General features: G+C 71.5%; 14 protein-coding genes. 7 read left to right on the top strand and 7 right to left on the bottom strand.

What is annotated here, in order from left to right:
• The first annotated feature begins 4 nt into the window (after positions 1 to 4).
• Positions 5 to 1,237: a PQQ-dependent sugar dehydrogenase gene (locus ACK4TT_RS14480; protein WP_410213267.1), complete on the top strand. Its 1,233-nt coding sequence runs from the start codon at positions 5 to 7 to the stop codon at positions 1,235 to 1,237.
• A gap of 11 nt (positions 1,238 to 1,248) precedes the next feature.
• Here the strand turns inward: ACK4TT_RS14480 and ACK4TT_RS14475 are convergent, their stop codons facing one another.
• Positions 1,249 to 2,361 (bottom strand): NAD(P)/FAD-dependent oxidoreductase, encoded by a 1,113-nt coding sequence (locus tag ACK4TT_RS14475; protein ID WP_410213266.1) that lies wholly within the window; start codon positions 2,359 to 2,361, stop codon positions 1,249 to 1,251.
• A 95-nt stretch (positions 2,362 to 2,456) separates the two neighbouring features.
• Between ACK4TT_RS14475 and ACK4TT_RS14470 the strand changes: the two genes are divergently transcribed.
• Entirely contained in the window at positions 2,457 to 2,897 is a 441-nt protein-coding gene (locus tag ACK4TT_RS14470) for a group III truncated hemoglobin (protein ID WP_409641376.1), read from the top strand.
• Between the two features lie 102 nt (positions 2,898 to 2,999).
• Entirely contained in the window at positions 3,000 to 3,569 is a 570-nt protein-coding gene (locus ACK4TT_RS14465; protein ID WP_409641379.1) for a DUF882 domain-containing protein, read from the top strand.
• A 1-nt stretch (position 3,570) separates the two neighbouring features.
• Here ACK4TT_RS14465 and ACK4TT_RS14460 read toward each other — a convergent pair whose 3' ends face one another.
• The 5 genes from ACK4TT_RS14460 to epmA form a co-directional block, all read right to left on the bottom strand.
• Positions 3,571 to 3,873, bottom strand: a complete 303-nt coding sequence (locus ACK4TT_RS14460) for a GIY-YIG nuclease family protein (protein ID WP_409641382.1) — start codon at positions 3,871 to 3,873, stop codon at positions 3,571 to 3,573.
• A gap of 125 nt (positions 3,874 to 3,998) precedes the next feature.
• Entirely contained in the window at positions 3,999 to 4,307 is a 309-nt protein-coding gene (locus ACK4TT_RS14455) for a hypothetical protein (protein WP_409641384.1), read from the bottom strand.
• Between the two features lie 34 nt (positions 4,308 to 4,341).
• On the bottom strand, positions 4,342 to 5,823 hold the full coding sequence (locus ACK4TT_RS14450; protein WP_409641387.1) for a murein L,D-transpeptidase: 1,482 nt from the start codon (positions 5,821 to 5,823) through the stop codon (positions 4,342 to 4,344).
• 88 nt (positions 5,824 to 5,911) lie between these two features.
• Positions 5,912 to 6,961 (bottom strand): lysine-2,3-aminomutase-like protein, encoded by a 1,050-nt coding sequence (locus ACK4TT_RS14445; protein ID WP_409641390.1) that lies wholly within the window; start codon positions 6,959 to 6,961, stop codon positions 5,912 to 5,914.
• Positions 6,962 to 7,222: 261 nt separating this feature from the next.
• Entirely contained in the window at positions 7,223 to 8,236 is a 1,014-nt protein-coding gene (epmA, locus tag ACK4TT_RS14440) for an EF-P lysine aminoacylase EpmA (RefSeq protein ID WP_409641394.1), read from the bottom strand.
• A gap of 81 nt (positions 8,237 to 8,317) precedes the next feature.
• Between epmA and efp the strand changes: the two genes are divergently transcribed.
• The 4 genes from efp to ACK4TT_RS14420 all read left to right on the top strand — a co-directional run bounded on the left by efp (position 8,318) and on the right by ACK4TT_RS14420 (position 11,657).
• Positions 8,318 to 8,884, top strand: a complete 567-nt coding sequence (efp, locus tag ACK4TT_RS14435) for an elongation factor P (RefSeq protein WP_409641397.1) — start codon at positions 8,318 to 8,320, stop codon at positions 8,882 to 8,884.
• Positions 8,885 to 9,064: 180 nt separating this feature from the next.
• Positions 9,065 to 9,832, top strand: coding sequence for a sulfite exporter TauE/SafE family protein (locus ACK4TT_RS14430; RefSeq protein ID WP_409641399.1), 768 nt, complete (start codon positions 9,065 to 9,067; stop codon positions 9,830 to 9,832).
• Between the two features lie 78 nt (positions 9,833 to 9,910).
• Positions 9,911 to 10,330, top strand: coding sequence for a CBS domain-containing protein (locus ACK4TT_RS14425; protein WP_409641402.1), 420 nt, complete (start codon positions 9,911 to 9,913; stop codon positions 10,328 to 10,330).
• A 109-nt stretch (positions 10,331 to 10,439) separates the two neighbouring features.
• Complete coding sequence (locus tag ACK4TT_RS14420) at positions 10,440 to 11,657, top strand: glycosyltransferase (protein ID WP_409641405.1); 1,218 nt, start codon at positions 10,440 to 10,442, stop codon at positions 11,655 to 11,657.
• A gap of 3 nt (positions 11,658 to 11,660) precedes the next feature.
• Here ACK4TT_RS14420 and ACK4TT_RS14415 read toward each other — a convergent pair whose 3' ends face one another.
• Entirely contained in the window at positions 11,661 to 12,890 is a 1,230-nt protein-coding gene (locus ACK4TT_RS14415; protein ID WP_409641408.1) for an acyl-CoA dehydrogenase family protein, read from the bottom strand.
• Between the last annotated feature and the right edge of the window lie 7 nt (positions 12,891 to 12,897).

The following is a 12,897-nucleotide window of genomic DNA, read 5'->3' as shown; positions in this document are numbered from 1 at the left end:
CGACATGAAGACGCCGCTGATCGCCACGGCCGCCGCCGTCCTCGTCGCCGCCTGCGGCGGCGCGGAAGGCCAGGCCCAGCCCAAGGCGCCCGCCGCGCCGGAAGAGACCCGGCCGCCGAACGCCGCGGCCCAGACGTCGGCCTTCCCCGGCCAGACCCGCGCGCCGGCCGTGAAGTCGAACGTGGCCTACCGGGTCGCCGACTACATCACCGGCGTCGAAAAGCCCTGGGCGCTGGCCTTCCTGCCGGACGGCGGCCTGCTGATCACCGAGAAGGCCGGCCGCCTGCGCCTCTTCAAGGACGGCAAGCTGTCGGACCCGATCGCCGGCGTCCCGGCCGTGGACGCCTCGGGCCAGGGCGGCCTGCTGGGCCTCGCCGTCGACCCGGACTTCGCCCGCAACGGCTACGTCTACATGTCCTTTTCCGAGGCCCAGGATGGCGGGCGCAACAACACCGCCGTGGCGCGCGGGCGTCTGGTGACCGCGACCGGCCAGCCGCCCCGCCTGGAGGGGGCGACGACGATCTGGCGCCAGACCCCGGCCATCGCCTCGCGCGGCCACTTCGGTTCGCGGCTGGTCTTCGCCCGCGACGGGACGCTCTTCGTCACCACCGGCGACCGGCAGATCAACGAGAGCCGCCCCAACGCCCAGCGGCTGGACGGGACCATCGGCAAGGTGGTCCGCATCACCCGCGACGGCGCGGCGCCGAAGGACAATCCCTTCGTCGGCCGGGCGGACGCCAGGCCGGAAATCTTCTCCCTGGGTCACCGCAACATCCAGTCCGCGGCGCTCAATCCGCGCACCGGCGAACTCTGGGAGGTCGAGCACGGGACCAAGGGCGGCGACGAGCTGAACATCGTGCGGGCGGGGCGCAACTACGGCTGGCCCGACGTGGCCTACGGGGTCGAGTACGCCGGCGGCCCGATCACCGGCGGGATCACCCAGATGGCCGGGACCGAGCAGCCCGCCTACTACTGGGACCCGGTGATCGCCCCCTCGGGCATGGCCTTCTACGAGGCCGATCTGTTCCCGGCCTGGAAGGGCAGCCTGTTCGTGGGCGGCCTGGGCTCGAAGCGCGTGTCGCGCCTGACCCTCGACGGCGACCGCGTCACGGGCGAGGAGTGGCTGTTCGGCGAGCTCGGCGAGCGCATCCGCGACGTGATCGTGGGCCCCGACGGCGCCCTCTACCTGGCCACCGACAACGCCGACGGCCGCGTCCTGCGCATCGCGCCGCGATAGGCCGAGGCGCGCTAAAGCCCCAGCCGCGCCGCCGCTTCCTCGCCGATGGCCAGGGACGAGGTCAGGCCGGGGCTTTCGATGCCGAACAGGGCGACCAGCCCCGCGATCCCGTGGACCTCCGCCCCGTCGATGCGGAAGTCCGGCTGCGGCTCGTCCGGCCCGTGCAGCTTGGGCCGCACCCCGGCGTAGTCGGGCGAAAGCGCCCCGTCCGGCAGGCCCGGCCAGAACCTGCGGATGTAGCGGTAGAAGCCATCGGCCGCCTCGGGCTCGACCGTGTAGTCGGGGGCGTCCACGAACACCAGGTCGGGGCCGAACACCGCCTGGCCGCCGAGGTCGCGGCGGTAGTGGACGCCGAGCGCCCCTTGGATCGGCGGCGGGTAGATGAGCCGCGCGAACGGCGCCCGGCCCTGGAGCCGGAAGTAGCGGCCCTTGCCGAAGTGGGCCTCGGGGATCTGCGCGGCCGGGAAGCCCTCGATGCGGGCGGCCACGTCCTGGGCCGAGAGCCCGGGCGCGGTGACCAGCCGCCGGCAGGTGAGCGTCGTGGGCTCGGCCCCGCCCGCGCGCACCTCGAAGCCGCCGCCGTCCAGCGGGGTCGCCCCCTCGAACGGCGTGGAGAGCGCCACCGCCCCGCCCGCCGCCTCGATCTCGCCCTGCAGGGCCAGCATGTAGCCGTGGCTGTCGAACACCCCGCTCTGCGGCGAGATCAGCGCCGCCTCGCAGGCCAGTTCCGGCTCCAGCGCCTGGGCCTGGGCGCGCGACAGCCGGGCCATGCCCTCGACGTCGTTGACCCGCGCCTGCTCCAGGATGGCGTCCAGCCGCTCCACCTCCTCGGGGCCCGTCGCCACCACCAGCTTGCCGCAGCGGTCGTAGGCCACCTGGTGGGCGTCGCAGAAGGCGTAGAGCATCCGCCGCCCCGTCACGCACAGCCGCGCCTTCAGCGAGCCGGTCGGATAGTAGAGCCCGCCGTGGATCACCTCGGAATTGCGCGAGGAGACGCCCTGGCCGATGGCCGCGTCCTGCTCCAGCACCGCCACCACCAGCCCGCGCCGGGCGAGGGCGTAGCCGCACGCCAGCCCCACGGCGCCCGCGCCCACGACCACCGCGTCGAAATCGAAATCCGCCATCCCGTCTCTTGAAGCACAGAATCGCCGCGCGCGGCACGGCGCCTACGCAGTCTCCCGGACTTGGGGCCGCTCCTTCGGCTCGCTATGTCGGGCCCATGAACGCGTTCGAGCACCCTCGCCGCCCCCGCATCGGCCCCGGCGTGGCCGTCGGGATCACCGAGGAGGTCATCCGCCGCCAGGTGCACGCCTTCTACGGCCGGGTGCGCGAGGACGAGGTTCTGGGCCCGATCTTCAACGGCGCTATCGCCGACTGGGACGAGCACCTCGCCAAGCTGTGCGACTTCTGGTCCTCGGTCGTCCTGATGACCGGCCGGTTCAAGGGCTCGCCCATGGCCGCGCACGCCCGCCTGCCGGGGATCGAGCCCGAGCACTTTCCCCGCTGGCTCGGCATCTGGCGCGAGACCGCCCGCGACCTCTGCCGCCCCGAGGCCGCCGACCTCTTCATCGCCAAGGCCGAGATGATCGGGGAGAGCCTGAAGCTGGGCCTGGCCGTCAGCCGCGGCGAGATCCCGCCCCTGGCCGAGCGCCGTCCCTAGGGGGGGCGGCCAGTCGTCGCACCACGACGCTTGTTAGGTTGACCGAAAGCCCGACTGCCCCATCTTGGCCGGACCGTTTCGCCGGCCTGGAGGCGTTTTCGTATGCCCAACCTCGTCCCCAAGACTTGGCGACGCCGGGACACGCTTGCCTTCGCGGCTGGCGCGCTCGGCTTCTCCGCCCTCTCCGTTCCCAACTGGGCCAACGCCCTCCCCGTGACCGCGCCCCGCCGCGCGGCGCTGAAGAACCTGCACACCGGGGACGCCTTCAACGACGTCTATTTCGAGAACGGCCGCTACCTGCCCGACGCCCTGGCCGAAGCCCAGCGCGTGCTGCGCGACTGGCGCAACGGCGAGGAGCACTTCATGGACCCCGGCCTGTTCGACGCCCTGCACGCGATCTCGGAAAAGCTGGAGACCCGCGCGCCCTTCCAGATCATCTCGGGCTACCGCTCGCCCAAGACCAACGCCATGCTGCACGCCCGCTCCAAGGGCGTGGCCTCCAACAGCCAGCATACCCAGGGCAAGGCCCTGGACGTCCGCATCCAGGGCGTCGACCTCGCCAACCTGCACAAGGCCGCCCTCGCCGTGGGCGCCGGCGGCGTGGGCTACTACCCCGTCTCGAACTTCGTCCACGTGGACACCGGCCGCGTCCGCCAGTGGCGGGGGGCCTGAGTCACGCGGGTCCGGGAACCAGGCCGGGGTAGAGGTCTTCCCAGCGCGGGTTGAGCTTCTCGATCAATTCGAGCTTCCAGCGCCGGCGCCAGCGCTTGATCCGCTTCTCTGCCGAGATCGCCGCGTGCGCCGTTTCGTACTGTTCGAACCAGACGAGCAGCTTCAGGCCGTACTTGGCGGTGAAACCCGGCGCTAGGCCCTCGCGGTGCTCATACGCGCGGCGAAGCAAGTCATTTGTCATGCCGACGTACAGAGTACCGTTCCGGCAGCTGGCCATCATGTAGACGAAGTAGGTCCGGTCCACGCCCGAACCCTAACCGTCATCCCGGCCGTAGCGAAGCGGAGAGCCGGGACCCAGGGGTTCTGGAGTGCGGCGGCCCCTGGGTCCCGGATCGGCCTTTGGCCGTCCGGGATGACGAAAGATTATGTTCAGGTCGGCGGCCGATCCTTCGGCGCTTCCTTCGGCGCGGGCGGCGGCGGGAGGGCGGGCTCGACCGTGGTCAGGCCGACGGCGGCGGCGTCCTCCTGCACCTGCAGCTCCTCTGGCGTGAGCGCCGGCGGCGCGGCCACCACCGGCTCAGGCGCCTTGGTCACGGTGGGCTGGGCGGCGTCCTCGGCGGCCGGCGCCTTCTCGGGGACCTTGGCGGGCTCGGAGGTGAACCGCACGCCGCGGCTTAAGGCCAGCACCGCCAGGATGGCCGCGCAGGCGAGCGCCAGCCAGATCACCGTCCGCTTCATCGTCTTCCCAAATCCTTTCAGGCCCCAAATCGTCTCAGGCCGCGGCGGGGGCGAGTTCGCCCGTCAGCTCCAGGAGCAGCGTATCCCACTTATAGGGGTCGGCGCGGAAGTGCATCTGCCCGTCCGCGCCTGCGAAGGCCGTCCAGTAGAGCACGAACACCGGCACGTGCTCGGAAAGCGGCGCCCGCAGGGTCTTGCCGGTGGCGAGCTGGGCCTCGATGCCCGCCTTGTCCCACTTCGGGTCCCCGGCCAGCAGCGCCTCGGCCAGCAATTGCGCCTTCTCCAGCCGCACGCAGCCGTGGCTGGCCTGGCGGGCATAGAGGTCGAAGGCGCCCCGGCTCGGCGTGTCGTGCAGATAGATGGTGAAGGGGTTGTCGAAGTCGAACTTGAACCGCCCGAGCGCCGCCTTGGGCCCCGGCTTCTGCTGGATGCGCGAGCCGCCGCCCTCGGTGGGAATGACCACATAGTCGTTGCGGGCGAAGTAGCCCGGATCGCGCTTCGCCTTGGGCCACAGCTCCTTGGTCGCGATGGAGCTCGGCACGTTCCACGGCGGGTTGATGACCACCGAATGGATCTCGGAGATCAGCATGGGCGTCTCGTCGCCCGGCCTGCCCGAGACGGCCTTCATCGACAGCACCGGCTTGTCGTCGCGGAACAGGGTGACGATGGCCGCGCCCGCATTCACCTGCACCCGGGTGGCGGGCATGGTCCTGGGCAGCCAGCGCCAGCGCTCCAGGTTGGCGACGATCTGGCGGATGCGCGCCTCGACGGGCACGTTCAGGAAGGCCAGCGTGCCCGGCCCCACCGCCCCGTCGGGCTTGAGGCCATACCGCTTCTGGGCGCGAACCACGGCGTCCTGCAGGGCCTGGTCGAAGGTCGCCGCCCCCTTGGCGGCGAGCTGCGGGTCCTCCGCGGCCAGGCGGGCGCGGAGCGCGGGGACGCGCGGGTCCGTGGAGCCCAGGCTCATGGTGTCGCCGGCCGGAATGGTTTTCCAGCCGCCGGCCGCGGCGATCTCCCGGTAGCGGGCCAGCCCGCGCAGCAGCGCCTGGTAGCCGGCATAGGGGGGATCGAGCCCGTCCAGCCAGGGTCCCAGCCGGTCCTCGGCCACGGCCTGGGCCAGGTCGGCGGTCGGGTCGTAGGGCGCCGGCCGGACCGCCCAGTTGCGCGGGAAGTCGCCCAGCGCCAGGCGGCTCACCTTCACGTCGTGGGCGTAGCGGATCAGTCCGCGCACCAGGGCGGCGCCCTGCTCGGGGCTCAGCGCGGCGGCGTCGGTGACGCCAGCCGGCAGGTAGTCCTTCGGCCGCAGCCCGTGGGCGTCGGCCGCGCGCAGGGCTTCCAGCGCCGTCGCCGCCTGGGCCGGACTCAGCATGATACTCTGCGCTGAGGGCGGGGCGATGCTCAGGACCGGCGCCTGCTGGACGGCCGGCGGGGGGACCGGGACCGCCGGCGGCTCCTGGGCCGCCGCGCCGAACCCCAAGGCCGCTGCCGGCAGGGCCGCGATCCATCCCCAACGCATCGAAACTCTCCTCGTGGCCGTCGCCTCCCTAGGCAACGCATGAGATGCGGATTTGCGCCCCCATTCCTGAACCCCGCATTGACGGGCGTCACTCGCCCTCTTGGGGAGCCTCCGGCGGATAAGCGTGCGGAATCCCTTGCGGATCGGTGACATGGGTCCTGCCGTCGCGCTCGGATACATAGGTCGGGCCCACCGGCGCCTTGCCGTGGCCGCCGGGGATGTCGAGGACGTAGGTCGGCTGGGCCAGGCCCGAAAGCCGCCCCCGGATCGCCCGCATCAGCGCCTGGCCCTCCTCCAGCGTCGTGCGGAAGTGGCCGGTGCCGGGCGCGAGGTCGCCCTGGTGGAGGTAGTAGGGCTTGATCCGGGCCTCGACGAAGGCGCGCATCAGGGCCTCCAGCACGGGGGGATCGTCGTTCACGCCCTTCAGCAGGACCGTCTGGCCCACCATGGGGATTCCGGCGTCCACGATCCGCGCGCAGGCGGCCCGCGCGGCGGGCGTCAGCTCCTCGGGATGGTTGGCGTGCAGGGCGACCCACACCGTCTTGCCCGAGGCCTTCAGCGCCTCGACCAGCTCGGGCGTCACCCGGGCCGGGTCCACGGCGGGCGCCCGGGTGTGGAAGCGGACGACCTTCACGTGGGGGATGGCGGCCAGCCGCGCGCCGATGTCGGCCAGTCGCCGGGGCGAGAGGATCAGCGGGTCGCCGCCGGTGACGATGACCTCCCAGATCTCCGGCCGGGCGGCGACATAGGCCATGGCCGCGTCGAGCTGGACCGGCGAGAGCGGCCTCACCCCGTCCGGCCCCACCATCTCGCGCCGGAAGCAGAACCGGCAGTAGACGGCGCAGGCGTGGTTGGCCTTCAGCAGCACCCGGTCGCGATAGCGGTGGACGATCCCCTCGACCGGCGAGTGGGTCTCGTCGCCGATGGGGTCGGCGCTTTCCTCGGGCCGGGCGTCCAGCTCGGCGGCGGTGGGGATGAACTGGCGCGCGACTCCCTCGCACTCGGCGGCAAGCCCCGCCATGTCCGGCGTGATCGCCACGGCATACCGCTCGGCCACCCGCGCGAGCCCCTCCAGCGCCTCGGGCGGCGCGAGCCCGGCGGCGGCCAGGTCCTCAGGCGTGCGGAGGGGACGGGTCATGCCGGGGCGCATATGGCCCGGACGCCCCGCGACTGCAACTTGGGGGATGTCCACGAACCCCACGAACAACACGAACAACACGAACGAGGGAGACCCGAGACGCCGCGCCAGCGGCGGCTCGCCGATCTGGAACCACGGACTTCACGGATTTCCACGGATGGATGCAGGGGCTCGGGCAATCCGTGCAATCCGTGAAATCCGTGGTTTGCAGATCGGCGCCGCTTCACGGCGCGTTCGTGCCTTTCGTGGGGTTCGTGGACCTTACGGAACCGGCGCCCAGAGGACCTGTTCGATGTGGGCGGCCCCCGTGGCCAGCATGGCCAGGCGGTCGAAGCCCAGGGCCCCGCCGCTGGCCGGCGGCATGAGGGCCAGGGAGTCCAGCAGCTCCTCATCGATGGGATAGGTCTCGCCATAGACCCGCTGCTTCTCGGCCATCTCGGCCTCGAACCGCCTGCGCTGCTCGGCCGGGTCGGTGAGCTCGCCGAAGCAGTTGGCCAGCTCCACCCCGCAGGCATAGAGCTCGAAGCGCTCGGCCACCCGCGGATCGCCGGCCTTGGGCCGCGCCAGGGCCGCCTCGGAGACGGGGTATTCGCACAGGATGGTCGGCCGCCCCTGTCCCAGCGCCGGCTCGACCTTCTCGACGATGATGCGGGAGAAGACGTCGGCCCAGACGTCATCCTCGGCCACCCGGATTCCCTTCGCCTTCGCCTGGGCCGCCAGGTCGCCGAAGAGGTCGATCCCGGCGTGGCGCTGGAACGCCTCGGCCACCGTCACCCGCTCGGGCTCGGCCAGCGGATCGCAGGCCATCCCCTTCCAGCGGAACTCGGCCGCGCCCGTCGTCCGCGCCGCCAGCCGCAAGAGAGCCGCGCAGTCCTCCATCAGGACCTCGTAGGGCGCGCCCGTCCGGTACCACTCCAGCATGGTGAACTCGGGATGGTGCAGCGGTCCCCGCTCGCGGTTGCGCCACACCTTGCCCAGGCTGAAGATCGCGGTCTCCCCGGCCGCCAGCAGCTTCTTGCAGGCGAATTCGGGCGAGGTGTGCAGGTAGAGCGTCCGCCGCGCCCCGTCCGTCCCGACCGCCTCGGTGGCGAAGGCGTGCAGGTGGGCCTCGTTGCCGGGCGAGATCTGCAGGGCGGCGGTCTCCACCTCGGCGAACCCCTGGCCCTCGAACCAGGCCCGCACGGCCCGGGTGATCGCCCCCCGCCCCGTGAGGAACGGGCGGCGGTCGGCGTGGCGGTCCGGGGCCCACCAGGGCGAGGTCTGAAGGTGCGGCATCGGCTCGGGGGACTGGCGATTTCGGCGACAGTCGCTATACGAGCCGGCCAAGAACTCGCAAAGCATCCTCGAGGACCGAACTTGAAGGTTTCCGCCAGCTCCCTCCGCAAGGGCAACGTCGTCGATCTCGAAGGCAAGCTCTACGTCGTGCTCAGCGCCCAGAACATCCACCCGGGCAAGGGCACGCCGGTCACCCAGCTCGACATGCGCCGCATCTCCGACGGCGTGAAGGTGTCGGAACGCTACCGCACGACCGAAACCGTCGAGCGGGCCACGGTGGACGAACGCGACTACACCTTCCTCTACGAGGACGGCGAAGGGTTCCACTTCATGAACCCCGAGAACTACGAGCAGGTCACCGCCTCGGCCGAGATGATCGGCGACGCCAAGTACTACCTGACCGACGGCTGCACGGTGAAGCTCTCGACCCACGAGGGCGTGCCGATCGCCATCGAGCTGCCGCGCCTGGCCACCTTCGAGGTCGTGGACACCGAACCCTCGGTGAAGGGCCAGACGGCCTCGTCCTCCTACAAGCCCGCCGTGCTGTCGAACGGCCTGCGCACCATGATCCCGCCCTACATCACCGTCGGCACCAAGATCGTCGTGCTGACCGAGGACGGCTCCTACCAGGAACGCGCCAAGGACTGACAAATCCCGTCATCCCGGACGGCCGACGGCCGATCCGGGACCCAGGGCCGCCGCACCGCCGAACCTCCTGGGTCCCGGCTCTCCGCTGCGGCGCGGCCGGGATGACATGCACCTCTTCTGAGCCCGCGATCAGAGGAATTGGTTGGCGGGGCCGCGAGCTAGGCCTTAGCTGGCGGCCCGATGGATCCTGATTTCTGGCTCTTCGCCGCCGTCGGCTTCGCCGCCCAGCTCGTCGATGGCGCGCTGGGCATGGCCTATGGGGTCATCTCCACCACCGTCCTGCTCAGCTTCGGCGTGACGCCGGCCAACGCCTCGGCCAGCGTGCACGCGGCCAAGGTGTTCACCGGCGCGGCCTCGGGCCTGTCGCACGTCCTCTACCGCAACGTGGACTGGAAGCTGCTGGGCCTGCTGGCCGGCGGGGGCGTCGTGGGCGGCGTGCTGGGCGCCTATGTGCTGACCTCGGTCCCCGGCGAGGCGGTGAAGCCGTTCGTGGTCGCCTGGCTGGGCCTCATGGGCCTCGTCATCCTCTACCGCGCCTGGCGCCAGCGGCGGCCCAGGGTGTTCTCGTGGAAGTCGCCCCTGCCGCTCGGCCTCGTGGGCGGCTTCTTCGACGCGGTCGGCGGCGGCGGCTGGGGTCCCGTGGTGACCAGCTCGCTGATGGGCGCCGGGGCCGACACCCGCAAGGCCATCGGCACCACCAACGCCGCCGAGGTGTTCGTGGCCGCCGCCACCTCGGCCGCCTTCCTGGGCTCGCTGCTCACCGGCCATTGGGAGACCGACGGCCTGCGCGACCTGCTGTGGTCCTTAGGGGGGCTGATCGCCGGGGGCGTGGTGGCCGCGCCGCTGGCGGGCTGGATGACCAAGGTGCTGCCGCTTCGCCTGCTCACCTGGATGGTCGGCGTCCTGGTGGTCGCCCTGGCGGGCTGGCAGGCCATGACGCTCTTCTAGCTGCAACCTCGCCCTGCCCCGCGGGTTAACGCCGACGCCGGCCCGGCCGGTCCCACCCGCATCGCAGGAGCCTTCCCCATGAGGATCAACGAGATCATGTCGCGCGACGTGGAGCGCGCGAGCCCGCGGGACACCATCCAGGAGGTCGCCCGCAAGATGCGCGACATCGATTCCGGCGTCATTCCCGTCTGCGACGGCGACAAGGTCCAGGGCATGGTCACCGACCGGGACATCGTGCTGCGCGCCGTCAGCGAGGGCCGCAGTTTCGCCACGCCCGTCTCGGAAGTGATGACCTCGGACGTCGAGTATTGCTACGAGGACGATGACATCACGGCGGCGGCCGATAAGATGGCCGAGCTCCAGGTCCGTCGCCTCGCCGTGCTGGACCGCGACCGCAGACTGGTCGGCATCGTGTCCCTGGGCGACATCGCCCAGCAGGGGAAGGACAAGACCACTGGCCAGGCTCTGGAAGAGATCAGCGAGCCCAACCGCCACTAGGCGCCTGAGGGCGGGCGGCCCCCTTGGCGCTCCAAAGGGCGACGGCGAGCGTTCGGCCGCCCTGTTCCTCGCCGCCTCCGACAGCATCAGGAAGGGAAGGGCCGGCCGGGTGTCGGACGCCGCCGTCCTCAGGCTGGCCGACAAGATCCGTCCGGCGGTGCTCGCGGCGCGCGTGGCGCGCACCGCGCCGGGCGCCGGCTTCCACCTGCTCGACACCACCATGATGTACGCGCCGAAGTCGGGGGGCGTGAAACGCTACCTGCTGGCCAAGCGCGCGTGGCTGGAAAAGCGCCGCCCCGACCTGCGCCACAGCCTGGTGGTGCCCGGCGCCCGGACGGCCGCCGACGCCTCGGGCCTCGTCACCGTCGCCGCCGCGCGCCTGCCGTTCGGCAACGGCTACCGGATGCCCGCCAGCCTGGCGAAGTGGCGGACGGTGCTGACCCTGCTCAGGCCAGACATCATCGAGGCGGGCGACGTCTTCGTGCCCGGTCACGCGGCGCTGGAGGCCGGCGAGGCCCTGGGCGTGCCGGTCGTGGGCTTCTGCCACACCGACGCCGCGGCGCTGGCCGCCCTGCATTTCGGGGAATGGGCCGAGACGCCCACCTTCAACTTCTGGGCCCAGGCCTTCCAGCGCTTCGACCATGTGGTGGCCCCGTCGCGCCACATGGCCGCGCGGCTGGCCGAGGCGGGCGTCGAGCGGGTGACCATCCAGCAGCTCGGCGTGGACACCGAGGTCTTCGACCCCGCCAAGGGCGACCGGGCCAGGCTGTTCAGGCGGCTGGGCCTGCCGTGGGAGACGCGGCTGCTGGTCTTCGCCGGGCGTCCGGCGCGGGAGAAGAACATCGAGTCCATGGTCGCCGCCGTCGAGAAGCTGGGCGATCCCTACCGCCTGCTGCTGGTGGGCGCGGGCGAGGACGCGCCCTATTCGCGCAGCGTCATCTGCCTCGACTACGAGCGCGACCAGAACCGGCTGGCCGGGATCATCGCCTCCTGCGACGCCTGCCTGCACGCCAACGAGAACGAGATCTTCGGCCTGGTGGTGCTGGAGGCCATGGCCGCCGGCCTGCCCGTGGTGGGCGCCCGGACCGGCGGCGTTGGCGAGCTGATCGACGAGACCGTGGGCCAGCCGGCCGAGACGGTCGACGCCCCGGGCCTGGCCGCCGCCATCGAGGCCCTGTTCGCCCGCGACCTGGCCGAGCTCTCGAAGGCCGCGCGCCTGCGGGCCGTCACCCGCCACGGCTGGGACGCCACCTTCGAGAACCTGACGAGGCTCTACGGCGAACTCGTGGGCCGGAGCGCCGAGGCGCCCCTGGCCCTCACCGCCTAGGAGCTAGCGCCCCGTCGGCAGGTCCTTGAAGGCGATGTCCTTGTCCACCCGGATGTCGCCGGGAAGGCCAAGCACGCGCTCGGCGATGATGTTCTTCAGGATCTCGTCCGTGCCGCCGGCGATCCGCAGGCCCGGCGCGAACATCAGCGAGCCGTGGAACGCGCCCTTCAGCGGGGCGAGGTCCGGGTCGTTGATGATCCCGTACTGGTCCAGCATCTCGATGGCGCTGTTGGCCAGCTCCTGCATCTGCAGCGCCGAGACCACCTTGCCGATCGAGCTCTCCGGCCCGGGCGTCTGACCGCGCGACAGGGCGGTGATCGTCCGGTTGCGCGTGTGCTTCAGCCCTTCCGTCTGGACGTACCAGTCGGCCAGCTTCTCGCGCAGGGCCTGGTCCTTGATGGCCGGCGCGCCGTCGATCCCGGCGATCCCGCGGGCCGCCTCCAGGAACTGGGCCCAGCCCGCCCCCGAGGGACCGCCCACCGCCAGGCGCTCGTTCATCAGCGTGACGAGGCTCACCCGCCAGCCGTCGTTGACCGCGCCCAGCCGCTGACTGTCCTTCACTCGCACGCCAGTGAAGAACACCTCGTTGAACCCCGACCCGCCCGACATCTGGTGGATCGGCCGCACCTCCACGCCCGGATCGTGCATGTCGATCCAGAACATGGTGAGGCCCTTGTGCTTCGGCGCGTCCGGGTCCGTCCGCGTGACCACGATGCCGAAATCCGAGAACTGGGCGCCTGTCGTCCACACCTTTTGGCCGTCGATGATCCAGTCGCCCGACCCGTCGTCGACCCGCACCGCGCGGGTGCGCGCCGCGGCCACGTCGGAGCCGCCGGACGGCTCGGAAAAGAGCTGGCACCAGATTTCCTCGCCGCGAAGGGCGGGGCCCACGAAGCGCTTCTTGGTCTCGTCGTCGGCGAAGGTCATTACCGTGGGCACGCACATGCCCAGGCCGATCTGGAAGACGTTCGGCGGCGTCGGATACTTGGCCTCTTCCTGGTTGAAGATGACCTGCTGGATCGGCGTGCCGCCCGGGCCGCCCCATTCCTTGGGCCAGGTGATCTGGGCGAAGCCGGCGGCGGCCTTCTTGGCCTGCCAGGCCTTGGAGGCGGCGAGCGAATCGCCGCCGCCCTCGGGGTCGTCGGTGGCGGCGTGCTTGGGCGCGTTCTCCTTCAGCCAGGCCTGGACCTTGGCGCGGAAGGCGGCTTCTTCGGGCGTGTCGTTGAAATCCATGTCTGAA

This window comes from Phenylobacterium sp. (genome assembly GCF_046463815.1).
Taxonomy (GTDB): domain Bacteria; phylum Pseudomonadota; class Alphaproteobacteria; order Caulobacterales; family Caulobacteraceae; genus Phenylobacterium.
The sequence above is the reverse complement of the archived record's forward strand: the minus strand, read 5'-3'. Positions and strand labels throughout refer to the sequence as shown.

Bases quoted from the DNA above. Each gene is read 5' to 3' on its own strand.
- ACK4TT_RS14445 (WP_409641390.1), bottom strand. From the start codon at position 6,961: ATGACCCGTCCCCTCCGCACGCCTGAGGACCTGGCCGCCGCCGGGCTC.
- ACK4TT_RS14425 (WP_409641402.1), top strand. From the start codon at position 9,911: ATGAGGATCAACGAGATCATGTCGCGCGACGTGGAGCGCGCGAGCCCG.
- ACK4TT_RS14475 (WP_410213266.1), bottom strand. From the start codon at position 2,361: ATGGCGGATTTCGATTTCGACGCGGTGGTCGTGGGCGCGGGCGCCGTG.
- ACK4TT_RS14465 (WP_409641379.1), top strand. From the start codon at position 3,000: ATGCCCAACCTCGTCCCCAAGACTTGGCGACGCCGGGACACGCTTGCC.
- ACK4TT_RS14470 (WP_409641376.1), top strand. From the start codon at position 2,457: ATGAACGCGTTCGAGCACCCTCGCCGCCCCCGCATCGGCCCCGGCGTG.
- epmA (WP_409641394.1), bottom strand. From the start codon at position 8,236: ATGCCGCACCTTCAGACCTCGCCCTGGTGGGCCCCGGACCGCCACGCC.
- ACK4TT_RS14450 (WP_409641387.1), bottom strand. From the start codon at position 5,823: ATGCGTTGGGGATGGATCGCGGCCCTGCCGGCAGCGGCCTTGGGGTTC.
- ACK4TT_RS14430 (WP_409641399.1), top strand. From the start codon at position 9,065: ATGGATCCTGATTTCTGGCTCTTCGCCGCCGTCGGCTTCGCCGCCCAG.
- ACK4TT_RS14480 (WP_410213267.1), top strand. From the start codon at position 5: ATGAAGACGCCGCTGATCGCCACGGCCGCCGCCGTCCTCGTCGCCGCC.
- ACK4TT_RS14455 (WP_409641384.1), bottom strand. From the start codon at position 4,307: ATGAAGCGGACGGTGATCTGGCTGGCGCTCGCCTGCGCGGCCATCCTG.
- ACK4TT_RS14415 (WP_409641408.1), bottom strand. From the start codon at position 12,890: ATGGATTTCAACGACACGCCCGAAGAAGCCGCCTTCCGCGCCAAGGTC.